The organism is Dyella sp. (assembly GCF_051954575.1).
GTDB lineage: Bacteria > Pseudomonadota > Gammaproteobacteria > Xanthomonadales > Rhodanobacteraceae > Dyella_B.
This window is the reverse complement of the sequence record NZ_JBQCHP010000123.1, coordinates 1-19,667: the sequence shown is the minus strand read 5'-3', so window position 1 is coordinate 19,667 and position 19,667 is coordinate 1. Positions and strand designations below refer to the sequence as shown.

The window sequence follows — 19,667 nt, the reverse complement described above, 5'->3', positions numbered from 1 at the left end:
TGGATTCCCGCATTCGCGGGAATGACGACTGGGAGATATTGAAAAAAAAGGAACATCGTTGTTCATGCAAAGCCGAATTTTGAAACACCTCGCCCTGTCGCTCGCCATCGCACTGGTTACCTGCGCCACCGCTCAAGCCGACACGCCACCCGCCCAGAACACCGCCGCCATCGAACACCGCGTCGATGCACTGCTGGCCAAGCTCACGCTTGAACAAAAAGTGGAGCTGCTCGGCGGCATGGACAACTTCGCCGTGCACGCCGAACCGAACATCGGCCTGCCCGCGCTGATCATGTCCGACGGCCCTTACGGCGTACGCGCGCCGGGCCCGTCCACCGCATACATGGCTGGCATCGGCCTGGCCGCCTCGTGGGATCCTGCGCTGGCGAAAGACGTCGGCGCGGCGATGGGCCGCGATGCGCGCGCACGTGGCGTTAGTTTCCTCCTCGGGCCGGGCGTGAACATGTATCGCGCGCCGCAGAACGGCCGCAACATGGAGTACTACGGCGAAGATCCGCTGCTTGCCGGCAGCATCGCGGTCGGCCTGATCGACGGTGTGCAATCGCAGGGCGTGGTGGCGACGGTGAAACACTTTGCCGCCAACAATTCCGAATACGATCGCCGCCATCTGGATACGCACATCGACGAACGCACGTTGCGCGAAATCTATCTGCCCGCCTTCGAGATGGCGGTGAAGCAGGGCCACGTCGGCGCGGTGATGAGCAGCTACAACCTGATCAATGGCGACTGGCTGGCCGAGAACCGTGCGATCAGCTACGACATCTTGAAGAAGGATTGGGGTTTCGACGGCATTTTCATGTCCGACTGGGGTGCCACGCACGATGGCCTGAAAGCATTCAACGCCGGCCTCGACCTGGAAATGCCCGCGCCCGATGCGATGAAGCCGGACCTGATCCTGGCCAACCTGCGCAACGGCAAACTTTCGCAAGCCATGCTCGACGACAAGGTGCGCCGCATCCTGCGCACGGCGGTGCGCTTCGGATTCCTCGATCGTCCACAGAAGGATCTGTCGCTGCCGCTGTACAGCCTTGAGAACGACCAGGTGGCGCTGAAGAATGCGCTGGAAGGCCTGGTGCTGCTGAAGAACGATCGCCACGTGCTGCCGTTCGACGCATCGGTCAAGACCATCGCGGTGATCGGACCGAACGCCGATCCGGCCGTCACCAGCGCCGGCGGCAGTTCGCATATCGATACGTTCCAGGCGCAAAGCGTGCTTACCGGCATCACGCATCTGGTCGGCGACAAGGTGCGCGTGCTGTATAGCCGCGGCCTGCCGTCGCCGATGGAAGTGTTCAAGAAAGGCGGTTTCAACACTGCGGACGGCAAGCCGGGCCTCACCAAGGAAACCTTCGCCAACGACGCTTTCCAGGGGAAGCCCGCCACCAGCACGGTGGATGCGCAAGTGGACCTATGGAAGCCGGAATTGTGGACGACGCCGGCCACGCAGCGGCAGAGCATTCGTTGGAGCGGGCGTTTCGTGCCCAAGCACGACGGCAAATACCTTTTCCTGACCGCCGCGGCGAGCGAAGACACCTATACGCTTTATATCGACGGCAAGCCGGTGATCACGCAGCCGCATCGCGAAGGGCAGGCGCCGCTGTATGCCACGCTGGCGCTGCACGCGAACCAGCCAGTGGAGGTTCGCCTCGATTACAAGCCCGACGTCGATTACAGCCGCATGGGTTTGGGTGTTATCGCGATCGACGATCTGATTTCGCCGGATGCGAAGAAGATCGCCGCGATGGCCGATGCGGCCGTGGTCGCGGTCGGCTTCGATCCCAGCTCCGAAAGCGAAGCCTACGACCGCACGTTCCAGTTGCCGTGGGGGCAGGAGGCGTTGATCGAAGCGATCGCAGCGGCCAACGCAAAAACCGTCGTAACCGTCACCTCCGGCGGCGGCTACGCCACGGAAGGCTGGCTCGACCAGGTGCCGGCGCTGCTGCAGAACTGGTATCCGGGGCAGGAGGGTGGTGCTGCCATTGCGCAGGTATTGTTCGGCCGCCATTCGCCCGAGGGTAAATTGCCGATCAGCTTTGAAAAGCAGTGGGCCGACAATCCGACGCACGATTGGTACGACGCGCCGCCGCATGCAGCGGGTACGAATCCTTCCGTCACGTACGGCGAAGGCGTGTTCCTGGGTTACCGCTGGTACACCAGCCATACCGACAAGGCGCAGCCGCTGTTTCCGTTCGGCTATGGCCTGTCGTACACCAGTTTCAAATTCTCGAAGCTGAGCACGAAGACGCTTGCACAAGATCAGGTGGAAGTGTCCTTCGACGTCACCAACACGGGCGCGCGCGAGGGTGCCGAGGTGGCGCAGGTGTATGTGGGCGATCCATCCGCCAAGGTGGCGCGTCCTGCGCGCGAATTGAAAGCGTTCCGTAAAGTGCGGTTGAAGCCGGGCGAAACGCAGCATGTAACGTTGCAGCTGGATCGCCGCGCGTTTGCGTATTACGACGTGGGCAGCCATGGCTGGCGCGTCGATCCGGGTGCGTTCAAGGTGTATGTGGGGGATGCGTCGAACAGCACGCCGTTGGAGGCTGGATTTACGTTGGCGCATTGACGAATCTCGGCGTGCCGAAATGCGTTCCCTCCCCTACGTGCAGGGGAGGGTTAGGGTGGGGTGAAGCAACCTTGCGATGCATTTCAACCATCCCACAAGCCCAGACAACCCCACCCCAGCCCTCCCCTGCAAGCAGGGGAGGGAGCCATCGTTCGCGTAGCTGAGTTTCGACGCCAATTGGCGTCGCCATTGGGTTACGCTGCGCTAACCCAATACGGGCCAACGGCACCCGCAGACGCATGAGTGAAACCCCGGCCACCACCATCCTTGTCGCCGACGATCACCCGATGTTCCGCTCGGCGATCGTGCACGCGCTCAATGCGGCGATCAGCGGCTGCCGGGTGTTGGAAGTGTCCAGCCAGAGCACGCTCGAAGCATGCCTGGCCGTCGAACCCGATATCGACCTGGTGTTGCTGGACCTGACCATGCCCGGCGCGATCGGCTTTTCCTCCTTGCTGTGGCTGCGCGCCGAGCGGCCGGATCTGCCGGTGCTGGTGATTTCTTCCGACGACCGCCCGCGCACCGTGCGCCGCGCGCAGCAATTCGGTGCGGCCGGGTTCGTGCCCAAGGCGGCGCCAGTGGAAGATGTGAACCAGGCGGTGCGGCGCGTGTTGGACGGCGGGCTGTGGTTTGAATCCACCCGCGCCGAACGCAGCGAGCAGGATGCCGCGCTCGCCGCGCGCTTCGCGCAATTGACGCCGCAGCAATTCCGCGTGCTGATGCTGCTGGCGGAAGGCCTGCTCAACAAGCAGATCGCCGACCGGCTCGGTCTGGCCGAGAACACGGTGAAGATTCACGTCACCGCCGTGCTGTCCAAGCTCGATTGCCGTTCGCGCACGCAGGCGGCGGTGCTGGTCAAATCGCTGGATACGGACGAGGAATCGTAGGTTGGGGTGCAAACCCCAACATCGTCAGGCGTGTACATGCCGAAGGTTGGGGTTAGCACCCCAACCTACGAACCCAGCAGCAACTGCGTCATCATCGCGCGCAGGCGGGCAGGGGAGATTGGCAGGCTGGTGGTATGCACGCCAGCTTCGCGCAACACGTTCTGCAGACCGGTTTCATCCTTGCCTAGGAAGGCGATGATCGGCGGCCGGCGCGCCCACGCATCGGTGTTGAGAAACGCCAGGATCGGCTCCCACTGGCCATCCACCAAAATCAGATCGGGCGCCGCCGAACCCTTCGCCTGCACAAGCGCGTCGTACGCCTTCGGCCACTCGGTGACCTTGCAGCCCCAGCCCTGCAGCAGCGTGGCCGCTTTGTGCCGCAGCGCCGCGTTTTCCTGGATCAGCCATACGTTGCGATGCTTCAGCAGCGAATCGCCGCTGCCGTCGTCACCGTTGTCCTGCGGCGCCATGGACGGTTGCGCGCGTTGCACCTCGATGCCGAACACGCTGCCGCAACCAGGCCACGATCGCACGTGCAAGCGATGGCCGAGCAGATTCGCAATGCGCTCGACAATGGAAAGCCCCAAACCCGCACTGCGCTCATCGGCATCGACCGCCGTATCCAGGCGCCGGAATTCCTGGAAGATAATGTGCCGCCGATCTTCCGGTATGCCGACGCCGGTATCCCACACCTCGATGCGCAGCGCGCCTTCCACATGACGGCAGCCGAGCAAGATGCGTCCGTTCGGCGTGTAATGCAGCGCATTGGAGAGAAAATTCTGCACGGCGCGTTGCAATAGCGCGGGGTTGCTGCGTACCCACGCCGAGGTGGTGACGAATGACAAGCGCAGCCCCTTTGCCTGAGCCATGATGCCGAACTGGCCGGCCAGTTCCTGCAGCATCGGCGCCAGCGCAAATACCTGCAGGTCCGGCGAGATCGCACCTGCATCCAGGCGCGCCAAATCGAGCATGCTGGTGAGCTGGCTGTCCAGTGCCTGCAGCGAGCGCTCGATGCGCTCCAGCAGCATGGTATCCGCGGGGAAGGTGCTGGCGTTTTTCAGCGAACCGGCAAACAGGCGCGCGGCGTTCAATGGCTGCAGCAGATCGTGCACCGCCGCGGCGACATAGCGTGTCTTGTTGCGATTGGCGCGCTCGGCTTCGGCGGTGGCGGCGCGCAGATCTTGCGTGCTTTTCTCGATGCGATGCTCGAGCGTGCTGGTCAAGGTGCGCAGCTCGCGCGCGGCTTCCTTGTACAAGCCGATGTCCGCATAACTGGTGACGAAGCCTCCGCCCGGTAACGGCCGTCCGCGGATTTCCAGCAAGCTGCCGTCGGGACGTTCGCGCTCGACCATATGCGGGCTGCCCTGGCGCAGATAATTGAGGCGGCGCTGGATTGCGTCGTCGATGTCGCCCGGGCCAAGCAGGCCGCGCCGTGCGTTGTAGCGGAACAGTTCCTCCACCGGCATGCCTGCCTTCAATAGCGTATCGGGATAGCCGAACAATTCGGCGTAGCGCGCGTTCCACGCTACCAGCCGCAGCTGCGCATCGATCACGCTGACGCCTTGCGGCAGGCGTTCGAGTATCTCCGAGTGTCCCGCCATTGCCTGCAGCGCGGCGTGCACCAGGCTATCTTCCTCGGAACGCAGCGCGCTGGCGTAATGCGAAATCAGCCGTTCCAGGTCGCGCCGGCTGCGCGTATGCAATTGCGCGGCACGCAGGCGCTGGTGCAGGAACAGGGCAAGCAGGATAAGCGGCAACCAGACGCTCAACGTGATCAGCGCGCTGCGATACGCGGCAATGGTCGCCGCATGCGCATCGCGCAACAGATGCAAGGTCCATTGCTGCGCAGGCAACGGCATGGATTGCCACACCATGTCGTGCGACATGGCCGGACGATCGACGTGCACCAGCTGCCCGCCCGATCCGAGCGATTGAAGATTGCGAAAGACCGCCGGCGGCAGCAGGCTGTTGCCGTATTGGCGCGTCCTGGCCAGCGTGGATTCCACACTCGATCCCAGCGGCGTCAACGGCCGGTAGATCCATGCGCGCTGATCGCTGAGAAACACCACGTCGTTGGCATCGCTCAGCAGCACGATGTCGCCGCTGCTCACCCATTCCTGCTCGAGCGTATCGAGCGGAATCTTGATCACGATCGCGCCGATGCGCTGGCCCTGGTCGTCGTGCAGCGCTTCGGAAATGAAGTAGCCGGGAAGATTGGTGGAAATGCCGATGCCATAGAACGTGCCCGAATCATGTTGCATTGCCTGCTGGAAATACGGGCGAAACGCGTAGTCGAGGCCCACGTTGCTGGACGGCTCGTTCCAGTTGCTGGCTGCGATGGCCACGCCGCGGCGATCGATCAGGGTGAGCGTGGATACGTGCGTGGCGCCATTGGCCCGCGTCAGTTTGCGGTTGAGCGCACCGACATTCACGCGTGAGAGTGGCGACGACAAGGCCTGGCGCAATTCCGGGTCCAGCGCCAGCACTGTCGGCAGCACGCGGTAGCGATCCACCAGTCGCTGCAGCGCCAGGGCGCGCACCTGCAACTGGCTCAACGCTTGCGCGGAAAGCTGCGCCAACGCGCGTTGCCGTGCATACCATGCCGCGGCCCAGGTGCTGCCAGCCATGGCGACGAGCAGCGCCACCAGCAGGGCGATTTTCAGCGTGTTGGGACGGGGTTGCGGCATGGCTACATGCTAACGCGCTCGCCCGTAGGTTGGGTAGAGGCGCAGCCTACGAGGGGAATAAGGCGACTAGCCGGAAAGTACTAGTCGCATGGTGTTATTCATCGCCACGCACGCACACGGCATGCTGTCGCCTCGGGGTAGAAACGGGGAAAGGTTTGCATGTCCACAATGAAACACACGATCAGCGCGCTGGCGGTCATGGGCGCACTTGCCACATCCACGACATGGGCAGGTACCCAATCGGGCACGGCGGACAGCCTTACCATGTACGGCATCACGCTCTATGGCACCGTCGACGTGGGAGTGTCCTACCAGAGCCACGGCAGTCCGTTCAGCGATGCGGCCGCGACCAATGTCAACAACTTCCTGATCAAGGCCAGCAACAAGCCGAACACCTCGCTGGCCTCCAACGGCATGAGCATTTCCACCATCGGCATCAAGGGACGCGAGCCGCTGGGTGCGGGCTGGTGGGGCGTGTTCCAGTTCGACACCGGTTTTCTGCCGGCCTCGATGACGTTGATCGACGGTTTGCATTCGATCGCGCGGAACAATGGCGTGCCGTTGACGCAACAGAAGTCGTACGGCGATTCGGGCCGCGCCGGCCAGGCGTTCAACGGCAGGGCGTTTATCGGTATCGAATCGCCGCATTACGGCACGCTCACCTTTGGCCGCCAGAGCACGCTGCTCAATGACGAAGTGTGCAAATACGATCCGCTGAGCTGTTCGCTGGCGTTTTCCTATGTCGGCTTCTTCGGCGCTACCGCCGGCACCGGCGATACGCAGGATCGCGTGCTGGACGGCACGCTGAAATACACCCTTACGCACGGCCTGTTCCATGGCGGCGCGATGTACCAGTTCGGCAATGCGTATGCGCTGTCCAGTTCGCGCGGCACCGCGTATCAGGTGGACATGGGGTTGGCGCATGGCCCATGGTCGGTGGATGCCGTGCTGGCGCACAAGAACAACGCGATCTCAGTGGGCGGTTCGCTTACTGCGGCGCAGGTGGCTGCATTGTCGGCACCGGGTTCGTCCACTTATGGCTTGCCGGTCGACAAGACCTTGCCGGGCACGATTTCGGATAACACTTCCTATACCTTCCTGGGCGAATACGATGCCGGCCGAGCGAAGTTTTTCGGCGCCTACGAGCATATCCGCTACGCCAATCCGTCCTCGCCGTTATCGATCGGCAGCCAGACGGTAGGCGGCTATTTCATCATTCCCAACAACAGCACGTTTCCGCGGCCGAAGGTGCTGGAGGTTGCGTGGGTGGGGGCACGTTACGCGCTGACGCCATCACTTGACCTGTCCGGCGCCTATTACCGCGCGATGCAGAACAGCTACGCCAAGGTGAGCTGCTCCAATGCCAGCTCGCCGCAATGCAGCGGTCACTACGACGCGCTGTCGCTGGTGCTCGACCAGCGCCTGGGGCGGCACTTCGATGTGTACGGCGGTGTGCAGTGGTCGAGAGTGGCCGACGGCATGGGCAGCGGTTATCTGCAGCATGCATCGTTCGATCCGACGGTCGGCGTGCGGATTGTTTTCTAGCGCATGCCTGCCATCCCCATGAAGCTCACTTTTACCTTGCCGTCATTCCCGCGAAGGTGGGAATGACGGCAGAAGGGAAAGTGCTTGGTTTATTGAGCAGTAATCAGCAGGAATTTTCCATGACTTCCGCAGATATCGCGCGAGCGCGCAACACGGTGATCGCCGCTTTCCTGGGTTGGACCCTGGACGCGTTCGATTTCTTCATTTTGATTTTTACCTTCGATGAAGTCGCCAAGACCTTCGGCGTAAGCATTACCAGCATCACGGTGGCGATCACCTTGACGCTAGCCTCGCGTGCGGTGGGCGCGTTCGTGTTCGGGCGCATGGCCGACCGCTTTGGGCGCAAGCCGACATTGATGCTGGTGATCGTGTTGTACTCGTTGTTCGAGTTCATCAGCGGCCTGGCCTGGTCGTACGTATCGTTCCTGGTGATCCGTACCTTGTTCGGCATCGCGATGGGGGGCGAATGGGGCGTGGGCAGTTCGCTGGTGATGGAGACCATTCCGGCGCGCTGGCGTGGCTGGGTGTCAGGATTGCTGCAGGCGGGTTATCCGACCGGCTACTTCCTGGCCACGCTGTTGTTCGGGCTTTGCTATGAAACGCTCGGTTGGCGCGGCATGTTCTTCGTCGGCGCGGCGCCGGCGCTGCTGGTGATCTTCATCAATGCGAAGATTCATGAGAGCCCGGCGTTCGAGGCCATGCAGCAGCGGCCGAAGAGTTCCCTGCTGCAGATCGTGAAGTCGAACGCCAAGCTGACGATCTACGCGATCGCCATGATGACCGCATTCAACTTCTTCTCGCACGGCACGCAGGACATCTATCCCAAGCTGTTCCTGGCCAAGCAGTTGGGGCTGCCGCATGCCACGCTGACCAATATCGTGCTGGTCTACAACGTGGCGGCGATCCTAGGCGGCCTGTTCTTCGGCATGCTGAGCCAGAAAATCGGCCGTCGCCGCGCGATCATGCTGGCGTGCACGCTGGCACTGCTGGCGGTGTATCCGTGGTCGCACAGTCGCGACGTCTACATGCTGTGCGCGGCAGCGTTCGTGATGCAGTTCGGCGTACAGGGCGCGTGGGGCGTGGTGCCGGCGCATTTGAACGAGCTGTCGCCAGCGGAGATTCGCGGCACGTTCCCGGGTTTCGTCTATCAGCTCGGCAATTTCCTGGCCGCGATCAATCCGGTGCTGCAGGCGGAGATTGCGCAACGCCATGGGCAGGATTACGGCTATTCGCTGCTACTGGTCGCCAGCACGGTGGCGATTGCGTTGATGTTGCTGATGGCGTTCGGACCGGAGGCGCGCGGCGTGTCGATGGCGGCTGCGGCGCCGTCGACACGGGAAGATGTTTTGAGCGAAGGCGCGAGCCTGCCGCGAACCTGATGGATGAGCTTGCCCCGGGTCGCATCCGGGGCAAGCTTTATGTTCGATCAGGTGGTTTCGAGCACGATCACCGTATCGTTGGCATCGAGCGCCCTGGCGGGCAACTGTACATCGAGCACGTGTCCCTTTTGCGTGTACTTGAGCGGCGTGTGCCTTGGATCGGCCAGGAGATAGGCTTTCCTGATGTTGGCGGTGGCGTTGGCCAGGTGGAAGCTCTTGCCGGGCCAGGTCAGCAGATGGATGTAGATTTTTCCGGGTCGGGCGGTGGCGCGCCAATCCCATGCGGGTATCCATTTGGGCTTGTTCTCGCCGACGGTTTTTTCCGTGCGCGAGAACGTTCCATGCTCGCCCGGGAACGGCGTGGGACCGGTGCCATAGATCGATTCACCATTGACGTCCAGCCATTTGCCGATCGTCTGCAGACGCTCTGCTTCCGCGGCGGGAATCACGCCGTGCGCGTCTGGGCCGACGTTGAGCAGCAGGTTGCCGCCCTTGCTTGCCACGTCCACCAAGGTGCGGATGAGTTCCTGGGATGATTTGAAGTTCGTGTCGTTCGATTTGTAGCCCCAGGTATCGTTGATGGTCATGCAGGTTTCCCAGTCGCGATCGGGATAGCCTTGCGCGGGAACATTTTGTTCAGGCGTTTCGGTATCGCCCTGATAGCCGCCGCCAAGGCGGTTGTTCCAGATCAGGTTCGGGTGCTGGTTGAGCAGGGTGACGATTTCCGAGGCGAGCTGCGGCGTCATCTCGGGCGTGGGCGTATCGAACCAGATTACCGACGGCGCCGCCGGCTGATAGTTGCTCAACAGTTCCTTCAATTGCGGAATGGCCTTGGTGTGCAGGTACTCGGCAAAGTCGCCGTCCTGGGCCTTGTCCCAGTGGCCGTTATGGAGTGCATCTACGACCATGGCGGCGCCGCCGGGCGCGGTCCAGTCCTGGTCCTGCGAATAATAGAAGCCGAACTTGATCCCTTGTTTCTGCGCTTCGGCGGCCAGCTCTTTCAAGGGATCGCGCTTGAACGGCGTGGCGTCCACGATGTTGAACGGATTGGCTTTCGAATCGAACATCGCGAAGCCGTCGTGATGCTTGGCGGTGATGATGATGTATTTCATGCCCGCCGCCTTGGCCAGCGCGACCCAGGCATGCGCATCGAATTTCACCGGATCGAATTGCGGCGCGAGCTTTTTGTACTCGGCCACGGGGATTTTCGCGTTGTACATGATCCATTCGCCGATGCCGTCGATCGGCTTGCCATGCCAGTTGCCGGCCGGCACGGCGTACAACCCCCAATGGATGAACATGCCGAAACGGGCTTGCCGCCACCAGCCCATGCGTGCGTCGCGTTGCGCCGGTGTTTCGGTGTCCTGGATGGCGGGAACGGGATGGGGTGAAGCGGGAGGTTTTGTTTGCGCGGCATGGGCGCAGAGGCTTGCCAGCATCAAGGACAGCGAGATGGAGCGGATTAGTGGTTTCATGTTTTCTCCTGTATGCGGATCAATGGGTCGCTGCTGCATTGCCCAGGTGCGTTTCTCTTGATTGCTTCAGCGAAATCGAGAGACGGTCCGTACCGCGCGTGTCTTTCAGGTTGCATATCGATCTTGATATCGCAAACATCCGTTTCTTCATCGCTTCCAGCGAGATGCCGCTTTTTTCACAACCCAGATCACAGGCGACGTTATTCGCACTTCGCATAAACGGACACATGGCCTGTCGAGATATTGAATTGTCCCGCGCGGGCATGCGCAAGGCGTGCCTGTTTGCGCATGATCGCGGCCGACTTCGACCAGGGGAAGTGCTTATGAAACACATCGACGACGCAACGTGGGTTGCGCAGCAGGGATGGGATCTCGGCAGCGGCATCGAGGACAGCTCCCGGCGGCGCTTCATTGCCGGCCTCGGCGCCGGCGCCTTGCTGCTCGGGCTTGGCGTCCGCGAAGGCCGGGCCAGAAGCCTGCCGCCATCCGGTTCCAGGCCAGCCGGGAGCCCGCTGATCACTGGGCGCTTCACGCATCCGGGTCTGCTGGCGAATGAAGACGATTTCACGCGCATCCGCAACAAGATCAAGAACGGCGAGCAGCCGTGGACCAAGTGGTGGCAGACGCTGTGCGCCTCCCGTGACACATCCTTGACGGCCAAGCCCAATCCCCAGCCTGCTGTCTATCGTCAGGACGGAACGAAGTGGGCCTTGTACAGGGACACCCAGCGGGCATTCTGCTGCGCCTTGCGCTGGAAGATTTCCGGTGAGGAGGCTTACGCCAAATTGGCCGTGGAAACGCTCGATGCGTGGTCATCAACCTTGAAGTTCATCGGGACCGTTCCGCCAGGTTCCACTGCGCACGATGATCACACGTTCTACTTGATGTGCGGCATGTCAGGTCGCCAATTTGCCAATGCTGCGGAAATCATGCGCACCTACCAGGGCTGGTCGGCGGCGGGCGTGACGCGCTTCCAGGACATGCTGCGCACTGTATTCGTGGCGCCGATCTCCAAGGGTCTGCGCGGACACCTGACCGATGGCGGTCTATGGAGCTTCGCCAACTGGGACTACGCCGCGCTCTGCGGCACGCTGGCCATTGGCGTGTTCTGCGACGACGTCGACCTCTACCGGCAGGCGATCGACTATTACACCGGCAACAATCACGGTGACATTCACACGCAGTTCGGCAATGGCATGGCGATGCACAGTGTGTACTTCATGCACCCGGGCTACATGGGCCAGTGGCAGGAAAGCGGTCGCGACCAGGGCCACTCCACCCTCGGCATGTCGCTGGGCGGCGACTTCCTCGAAATGGCGTGGAAGCAGGGTGACGATCTGTATTCGGCGTTCAACAACCGCTTCCTGGCCGGTGCGGAATACGTGGCAAAGTCCAATGTGCTGGACAAGAACGGCAAGCCATATGTGATGCCGTTTGCGCGCCAGTCCAGTCCGATTGGCATGTTCACTGCCGCGGCCAACCAGTCCGGCCCTTCGTTGCGTGGTTGTTGGGAAACCATCTACAACCATTACGTCAACCGCATGGGCATCGACGCGCCATACATTTCGCAAATGGTGCACAACACCGAGTTCAGAAACCCCGATGGCGGCAGCGACGACATGCCGTATACCACGCTGTGGAGCCGGCTGGACGATTACGCCGGACCGCTGCGTGCGCCGTTCGGCGTGTCGGGATTTTGCAGCGAAGGCAAAGTGACGCTTTCGTGGTGGGGCGGCAAGGGTACGGCGTCCTATCTGGTCAAGCGCGGCAGCAGCGCGAACGGTCCGTTCAAAGTGATCGGGTCAGTCGCGGCGGATGAAACGCGCACCTTCAGCGACGTGCCTGCGCAAGGCGTGTGGTACTACCAGATCCAGGCCAGCAACGGTACCAACCTTGTGTCGCGTGCGGTACGCGTGGCGGTTCCGGGTGAATTGCGCTGCTCGATGGATCTTGCCGATGGCAGCGGCAACACGGCCGTGGGCTGGGTCACCTCGCCCGATGGCGAATGGGTTCGCGGCGACGGCACGCTGATGAACGGCGCAAGCTGGGGCGCGGGCCGCTTGCCCGGCAGCGCTTCGCTGCTGTTCGACGGCAAGCAATCGTACGTGCAGTTACCGGCTGGCATGATTACGGACGTCGCCGATTTCACGATGTCGATGTGGACATTCGCCAATGCGCCGCTGCATTGGGATACCTGCCTGGTGTTCATCGGACTGGATGGCGGTCGTTGCATGTTTCTTGCGCCGCTGGCAGGCCGCAACGGCGGCAGACTGCGCTTTGCCATCACCGGCTCGGGTGTCAACGACGAGCAGGCGGTCGAAGCCGACCAGGCCTTGCCGTTCCGTCGCTGGGCGCACGTTGCGGTGACCTTGAGTGGTGGCATGGGCAAGGTCTATATCGATGGCCGGCTTGCGGGCCGCGATGATTCCTTCTTGTTGTCGCCGCGTCAGTTGGTCGACCAGAAAAGGCTGCTTGGCTGGGACGGCGGTCACGCATCCTTCAACGGCCGTGTCCAGGATTTCCGTTTTTACTCCAGGGCCTTGAGTGACGCCGAAATTGCGGCGTTGGCGAAGTAACTGACCTAGGACAAGACGCTTGATGCTTGCGGGCGATTAACTCCCTCCCCTGCGACAGCAGGGGAGGGTTGGGGTGGGGTTGTTTGGGCTTTAGCGCACAGATGAAACCTCGCGAACATTTCGCTGATGTGGGCATGTTTTTGATACGAAGCTCGCGGCGTTGCCAGACATCTCGGCTCGCTTCGCTCGCACCCCACCCTAGCCCTTCCTCCGGATCAAGTCCGGGGCAGGCTCTGCAAGCAGGGGAGGGGCGCGTCATCGCGAGATTCAAACCGCGCGCTTAAGTCCGCACAGTCGCAATTAGCACCTCTTCCTAGCGTTTCCATTTTGCGTTGCAGGGGCACGCATGAAAAAGTTGAACTACACGCCGCTGTGGTGCGCGCTGGCGTGCTTGCTTGGGCACAGCAATGCATCGGCCACCGACATTCCGCTGGATCTCATCCCGCAGCAGAACAGTGGCAGTGCACCCAGCTACAGCCTCGGCATCAACGTCGGGGTGAACGGCGGCACGCCGCAGGAATACCGGTTCGATACCGGCTCCGATTCGTTCAATATCGCCGTTGGCCACGACGGCGGTGCGGTGCCGTGGTTTCCCAACTGGAATGCATCGGCCACGGGCTCGCCGTACGTGTTCAATTACGGCGACGGCACCACCGGGTATTGGCAGCAGAACACCACGGCATCGAGCGTCCAGTTCTACAACGCACGCACCGGCAAGCAGGTGTTTGGTGCTGCACCGTCGCAAGGCTTGCCGGTTGCTGCGGCGCTCGATTGGTTGATGACCACCGATCACTTTGCGCCGAACGTGCAAGGTGGCGATATCCAGGGCGTGCCCATTGCCACGGGCATGAACTCGTCGAATCAGCCGGTGACGATGTACCAGGATCTCACCTGGCAGCAGGCGCTCGATCGGGGCGCGGCGCCGGAGCAAGGGCATTTCTACGGCACCTTCGGCGCCGGCGATTTTCTGTATGCCGGCGACAACGGCGGCGTGCCTGGCATGCTCAGCACCACGGGCTACATCGTGGAAGCCAACGGCAAGCCCGGCGCGCCCGGCGGTTGCGGGCAGGCCTGTTTCATCGTGGGCCTTACACCTGCGTTGCGCGCGCAGTTCCTCAGCGTGATGCCATGGGTGCCCGGTACGCAGCAAGGCACGTATCAGGGCAATTTCGGTGTTTCCGGTGCACATGCCGCGCAGCAGTTCGATACGTATTTCACGTACACGTTGAACAACGGCGCGTACACCGCCAAGTTGCAGACGCTGCTCGATTCGGGCACGGCCGGGGTTTATCTCAACGACAACGGATTGACCGCCAGTGAAAACGCGGCAGGGCACATCAACGCCAACGGCAACGAAATCGGAGGACTGACGCTTTCGGCAACTGGCGCCGCATCCGGTGCAAAAACGGTTTCCATCACCACCGCGGACGATGGCAAAGGCAATCCCACCCATGTGGTGGGCACGGGCAACGCGGCGTCGCTGACGCCTTCCGGCACTGCGTTGTATGGCATGTCGTTCTTCTTGAACAACGCGGTGATGTACGACCTGGAGAACCAAGTCACTGCCTATACGCCGTTCTATGTCACCGATACGCCACTCACCACCAACATAACGGTGACGCAGGCGATGGGGCCGCTCGGGCTTGCCGGCGAGATCTCCGGCAGCGGCGCGTTTACCGTGGCCAATGGCGGCCTCGCCAACCTGAGCGGCGCCAATACCTACACGGGCAGCACCGTAGTCGAGCAGGGCGGCTGGTTGGGATTGGCAGGTCCCATCGACATCAGTGCGTCGGCGGCTCTGCAAGCCGATGGCACGTTCGACATGTCGCGCGCTACCGGCAACGTCAACATCAAATCACTTTCCGGTAGCGGCACCGGTTATCTGGGCGGCAATACGCTGGTGCTGACGCAAGCCAGTGGCACCTTCAGCGGCCAACTCGCCGATGGCGGCCTGGGAGCCGGCACGGGCGCAGGGCTGGACATCGAAGGCGGCGAGGAAACACTTGCCGGTGACAACACATTCAGCGGGCGCACCAGCATTGCTGCGCAAGCCACGCTCGCCCTGCAGGGCGCGGTCACCGCTTCGGTGCTTGATGCGGGGGCGCTAATCGGCGATGGCACAGTACGCGGCGATCTGATGGTGATGGGCCGGGTCGCGCCAGGCACCGCCAATGGCATGTATCAAACCTTGAGCATCGGCGGCCGTTACAGCCAGGCGGCGGGCGCCACGTATGTCGCGCAATGGAATCTGGGACAGGCCGGCATATCCAGCCAGATCCTGGTGGGCGGCAGCGCCATCCTGCAGCCGGGCGCCATTCTCGATCTGGTGCCGTCGACGACGTCGGTCGCCGCATTCCAGGGCATCCGGCGCTACACCTTACTGACGGCGAACGGCGGGCTCAGCGGCACCTATACGATCGCCGGCAATGCGGGCTTGAGTTCGTTCCTGAAGGTGGTGCCGGTGTATGACGCCGATCACGTCTATCTGGACGTGTCGTATGCAGATACGCCTGCGCCGACACCGACACCGACACCGACACCGGCACCGGCACCAACACCAACACCAACACCAACACCAACACCAACACCAACACCAACACCAACACCAACACCAACACCAACACCAACACCAACACCAACACCAACGTTCATTCCTGCACCGCCGCCGCCACAGCCCTTGTTCGCGACGGCAGCACGCACACCCAATCAAATGGCCGTATTGATGGCGGTGCAGAACATGCCGTCCAGCAGCGTGCCGTTCGTCGTGCTGGCCAATCTGCAAAACGATGCGCAACTGCGTGACGGTGCGGATCAGCTGTCCGGCGAAATCTACGCCAGCGCGCAAAGCACCTACCTGGACGACGCGCGCATCGTGCGCGATGCCGTGACCAACCGCCTCGATCAGGCGAACCTGGATACCTACGCGATAGGCGCCGCATCTGGCCAGTCGGCGAGAACCCAATCGAACGGCCTCACCTGGTGGGGACAATCGGTCGGTTCGTGGGGCCGCCAGGACGACACCGATAACAACGCAGCCCTGTCCCGCACTACGGGCGGTGTTCTGTTCGGCGCGGACATGCCGGTAGGTGAAGGCAGCCGCGTCGGCGTGGTCAGCGGTTATACGAAAACCTCGCTCGGCCTGCCACAGCGCGGTTCCTCGCTGTCGAGCAACGATGTCCATGTCGGCCTGTATGCGGGCGCCTCGCTCGGCGCGTTGACGTTGAGTGCCGGTGGCGATTACACGCAGCACGGCATGGATGCAAACCGTCGCGTGGCGATGGCCGATTTTTCCGGCAACGTGCGCGGCAGTGCTTCCGCGCGCACCACGGAATTTTATGGCAATGCGGCCTACCGCCTGTCTTTCAACAAGGCGGTGGTCGAGCCGTTCGTGCAGGCGGCTTATGTAAGGCTGAGCAGCGATTCGTTCCGCGAGCGCGACAGCGCGATGGCGCTGGCGGTGCAGGGCAGCCGGCATGCCGTCGTCTATACGACGCTCGGCACGCGCGCGGCAACGCACTTCGTTTTCCAGGGCGACGCCTTCACCGCGCATGCCTCAATGGGCTGGCGTCACGTTTCCGGCAACCTGAAAACCGGCACGTCGCTGGCGTTTGCCGATGCCGGCGCTTTCGCCGTGCAGGGATTGCCGATTGCACGCAATGCCGTGGTCGTGAGCGCGGGCATCGACGTGGCGGTAAACAAGCGCTTGAAGCTGGGCGTTTCGTACGACGCGCAGATGGCTACGCACGCGACGGATGCCGGCTTCAGGGGAAAGGTGAGCTGGCAATTCTAAAGCCGGTTTCATTTGAACATGGACGCAGCCTTGTATGAAAAAGATCGTCTACTGCTTCGGCGATTTCCGGCTGGACCCTCTGGCCAGGGAATTGCTGCGCGGTGGCGAGCCGCTGATCCTCGCGGCCAGCGCGTTCGACTGCCTGGTGTATCTGATCGAGCATCGCGAGCGGCCTGTCGGCAAGGATGAACTGGTCTCCGCGGTATGGGGGCGCTCCGACGTCAGCGGCAATCTTGTCGCGCAAACCATCATGCGCCTGCGACGGCAATTGGCCGATGCGGGCGATGGACAGCACTGCATCAAGACCATTTCGCGCGCGGGATACCGCTGGCTGCCGGATACGATCGAGCATGAGGTTTCGGACGCATCGACCCCCGTGAATCCGGTTGCGGCCGAGCAGGAAAACGCTGCAGTCGGCGCGCGCGGCAGGTTCTCGCGCAAGAACGCTGCATGGCTCGCATGCCTTGGCATCGTGTTGATGGCCTTGCTTGTGGCAGGCCGTGTTGTCTGGCATTCCCATCGGCACGAGGCATCTTTGCCCATGCTTCGCTCCGGCCAAACCGCGATCGTGCTGCCGGCCGAGGTGAGCGCACCCCAGGATTGGAACTGGCTGCGCTTTGGATTGATGGAGCTGGTCTCGCAACAATTGCGCGCAGACAGAATTCCCACGGAAAGCAGCCGGACCGTGTTGAGCCTGGTGGATCAATCCGCGAACGCCACAGCTTCACCGTCTTCTTCGTTTGCGCTGGTGCTGGCGCCCAAGGTCACGCTGGCGGGCGGTGTATGGACCGTGCAATTGGACGCCAAAGGCAAAGACAATGGCCATTGGCAAGTGGAATCTTCATCCACCGATGTGCTGACCGCGGCACACGCAGCCAGCGTCTTGCTGTCGATGCAATGGGGCATGGCGAAATCATCGAGCGCGTTGCCGAACGATCTTTCGCTGCAGGAATACCTGTTGCGCATCGACGCTGCGGAACTTGCCGGCCATCAGGAGCTGGAACGCGAGCTGCTCGACAACGCCCCGCCATCCTTGCGCAAGGCGCCCGAGCTGGCGCTGGCCGAGGCGAATTTCCATTGCCACATGGGGGAACCCGAGGCTTGCGAGCAGCGGCTAACCAAACTGTTGCAGCGATTGCCCGCGGACAAGCAACCGCTGCTCAGGGGCAAGGCGTTGACGGGGTTCTGGTACGTCTATTACCGCCAGCGTCGGTTCGCCGAAGGCGACGCCGTACTCGATGAAGCCGTAAGCCTGTTGCGTGAGCAGAAAGATGCGGGGGCGCTGGCGACGGCGTATCACGCGCGCGCCCTGTTGAAAACATACGAGGGGAAGTTTGACCAGGCGATTTCCGACCTGGGCCTTGCCTATGTCAACGCTGGGCTTGCCGGCGATACGGTAGGGCAGGTTTGCGTGGAACAGGCCATGGCGGATGTCGCCATGGATCGCGGGCAATACCGGCAGGCGCTGGCCCTGGCGCAACGCGATTACGAACGGTTGCAGCGCATGGGGGCGCGAAAATTCCTGGTCTTGCCGTTGCAGGGCCTGATCGCGTCGCAAAAGGCGTTGCTGCAGTACGCCGCAGAGCTGGATGCCACCGACCGTTATTGGCCGTTCGAGCGGACCCATCTGCAAGTCGGCGATCCCTACCTGCGGCATGCCTTGGTCATCTGGCGCGCCGTCGCATTGGCCGACAACGGACGCACAGGCGAAGCCGCCGTCCTCCTGAAGGATTTGCTCCCGCAATTGGACGAAAAAGAAGAAACCGTTCTAGTGGCGTGGGCCTGCTCGCTGCTGTCCCAGCTTGCGCTGGACCGCGAGGACGTGCCGGCAGCCCAGGCATGGATCTCTAAAGCTCTGGTCGGCGATGGGCTGCAGGAGCTAGATCAGGATACGGACAGCGCCAGCTATATCGAAGCCAATCTCGTCAACATCCACGTGTTGGTACGCGGCGGCAAACTTCCCCAATTGAAGCGCGCCGTAGTGGCCATGCAGTCCTGGGTGGAACACGCACCAAGGCGCACGGCCTGGATGGATATCATGCTGATGCGCGCGAAGGCGGCTGAAGCCTGGAGCGAAGGGCATCGCGCATCGGCGCGCGAACAACTCAAGCTTGCGATGGACCAGGCCGAACTGCTGGGCGTGCCCGAGCTCATCGTCAGCGTAGGCCAGGGCTATGCGATCGCGTGCCTGGAGACTGGCGATACCGATCAGGCCATGGCCATCGTCGGACGGCTCTCCACCTGGAACAGGTTGGACTGGCGGGTAGCGTGGCTGGAAGCGCGCATTTATCGCACGCTTGGGCAGGCTTCCGCAGCGGACAGTGCATTACGCAAAGCGCAGCAGCTTGCCGGTGACCGTGTGCTGCCGTTGGATAAGGTGCCACCTTTTTTCTGAAAAGCGCGAATGTTTTTCGCCAAGGCACTTGTCGTCGTCTGATGGGCGTCGAAGCTCAATTGCGCGATGCCTCGTTTTGCGGGTAAGCCATGCAGGAGACTCGATTTCGACGCAATCCTCAATCTCACCTCACCGTCATTCTGGCGAAAGCCGGAATGACGGTGGGGTACTGCGAGGCGCGCATACCGTGCGGCCCCAACATGTTGAATTTAAGGCAACACTGATCAAGTATCGCCGTCGTCACCAGCCCTGTCTGTTCGCAGGCCACAGGGCCGTCGGTGAAGGCAGACTGGCCGTCTGTCGAGGCGACGGACCGAAGGCATGCGGACAGACAGGGCTGGCCCCAACG

General features: G+C 62.2%; 9 protein-coding genes. 7 read left to right on the top strand and 2 right to left on the bottom strand.

The window, feature by feature from the left end; translation table 11 throughout:
• The first annotated feature begins 64 nt into the window (after positions 1-64).
• The gene (locus ACTHNE_RS16070) at positions 65-2,584 is read left to right on the top strand and encodes a glycoside hydrolase family 3 protein (RefSeq protein ID WP_324939104.1); all 2,520 of its coding nucleotides are present in this window, start codon (positions 65-67) and stop codon (positions 2,582-2,584) included.
• Between the two features lie 239 nt (positions 2,585-2,823).
• Positions 2,824-3,471 carry a response regulator gene (locus ACTHNE_RS16065; RefSeq protein WP_440269775.1) on the top strand — a complete coding sequence of 216 codons (648 nt, stop codon included), beginning with the start codon at positions 2,824-2,826 and terminating at the stop codon, positions 3,469-3,471.
• Between the two features lie 65 nt (positions 3,472-3,536).
• Here the strand turns inward: ACTHNE_RS16065 and ACTHNE_RS16060 are convergent, their stop codons facing one another.
• Entirely contained in the window at positions 3,537-6,158 is a 2,622-nt protein-coding gene (locus tag ACTHNE_RS16060) for a PAS-domain containing protein (RefSeq protein ID WP_440269774.1), read from the bottom strand.
• 168 nt (positions 6,159-6,326) lie between these two features.
• Between ACTHNE_RS16060 and ACTHNE_RS16055 the strand changes: the two genes are divergently transcribed.
• The gene (locus ACTHNE_RS16055) at positions 6,327-7,703 is read left to right on the top strand and encodes a porin (protein ID WP_440269773.1); all 1,377 of its coding nucleotides are present in this window, start codon (positions 6,327-6,329) and stop codon (positions 7,701-7,703) included.
• Between the two features lie 119 nt (positions 7,704-7,822).
• Complete coding sequence (locus ACTHNE_RS16050) at positions 7,823-9,082, top strand: MFS transporter (protein ID WP_324939091.1); 1,260 nt, start codon at positions 7,823-7,825, stop codon at positions 9,080-9,082.
• Positions 9,083-9,129: 47 nt separating this feature from the next.
• Here ACTHNE_RS16050 and ACTHNE_RS16045 read toward each other — a convergent pair whose 3' ends face one another.
• On the bottom strand, positions 9,130-10,557 hold the full coding sequence (locus ACTHNE_RS16045) for an alpha-L-fucosidase (RefSeq protein ID WP_440269772.1): 1,428 nt from the start codon (positions 10,555-10,557) through the stop codon (positions 9,130-9,132).
• A 323-nt stretch (positions 10,558-10,880) separates the two neighbouring features.
• On the opposite strand from ACTHNE_RS16045, the gene ACTHNE_RS16040 reads away from it, so the two are divergent.
• The 3 genes from ACTHNE_RS16040 to ACTHNE_RS16030 all read left to right on the top strand — a co-directional run bounded on the left by ACTHNE_RS16040 (position 10,881) and on the right by ACTHNE_RS16030 (position 19,318).
• Positions 10,881-13,133 carry a LamG-like jellyroll fold domain-containing protein gene (locus ACTHNE_RS16040; protein ID WP_440269771.1) on the top strand — a complete coding sequence of 751 codons (2,253 nt, stop codon included), beginning with the start codon at positions 10,881-10,883 and terminating at the stop codon, positions 13,131-13,133.
• 346 nt (positions 13,134-13,479) lie between these two features.
• Positions 13,480-16,923: an autotransporter outer membrane beta-barrel domain-containing protein gene (locus tag ACTHNE_RS16035; RefSeq protein ID WP_440269770.1), complete on the top strand. Its 3,444-nt coding sequence runs from the start codon at positions 13,480-13,482 to the stop codon at positions 16,921-16,923.
• Between the two features lie 34 nt (positions 16,924-16,957).
• Positions 16,958-19,318 carry a winged helix-turn-helix domain-containing protein gene (locus tag ACTHNE_RS16030; protein WP_440269769.1) on the top strand — a complete coding sequence of 787 codons (2,361 nt, stop codon included), beginning with the start codon at positions 16,958-16,960 and terminating at the stop codon, positions 19,316-19,318.
• Positions 19,319-19,667: the final 349 nt, after the last annotated feature.

Excerpts from the sequence above, each read along its gene's own strand:
- ACTHNE_RS16065 (WP_440269775.1), top strand. The coding sequence starts at position 2,824 with ATGAGTGAAACCCCGGCCACCACCATCCTTGTCGCCGACGATCACCCG.
- ACTHNE_RS16030 (WP_440269769.1), top strand. The coding sequence starts at position 16,958 with ATGAAAAAGATCGTCTACTGCTTCGGCGATTTCCGGCTGGACCCTCTG.
- ACTHNE_RS16050 (WP_324939091.1), top strand. The coding sequence starts at position 7,823 with ATGACTTCCGCAGATATCGCGCGAGCGCGCAACACGGTGATCGCCGCT.
- ACTHNE_RS16040 (WP_440269771.1), top strand. The coding sequence starts at position 10,881 with ATGAAACACATCGACGACGCAACGTGGGTTGCGCAGCAGGGATGGGAT.
- ACTHNE_RS16070 (WP_324939104.1), top strand. The coding sequence starts at position 65 with ATGCAAAGCCGAATTTTGAAACACCTCGCCCTGTCGCTCGCCATCGCA.
- ACTHNE_RS16055 (WP_440269773.1), top strand. The coding sequence starts at position 6,327 with ATGAAACACACGATCAGCGCGCTGGCGGTCATGGGCGCACTTGCCACA.
- ACTHNE_RS16060 (WP_440269774.1), bottom strand. The coding sequence starts at position 6,158 with ATGCCGCAACCCCGTCCCAACACGCTGAAAATCGCCCTGCTGGTGGCG.
- ACTHNE_RS16035 (WP_440269770.1), top strand. The coding sequence starts at position 13,480 with ATGAAAAAGTTGAACTACACGCCGCTGTGGTGCGCGCTGGCGTGCTTG.
- ACTHNE_RS16045 (WP_440269772.1), bottom strand. The coding sequence starts at position 10,557 with ATGAAACCACTAATCCGCTCCATCTCGCTGTCCTTGATGCTGGCAAGC.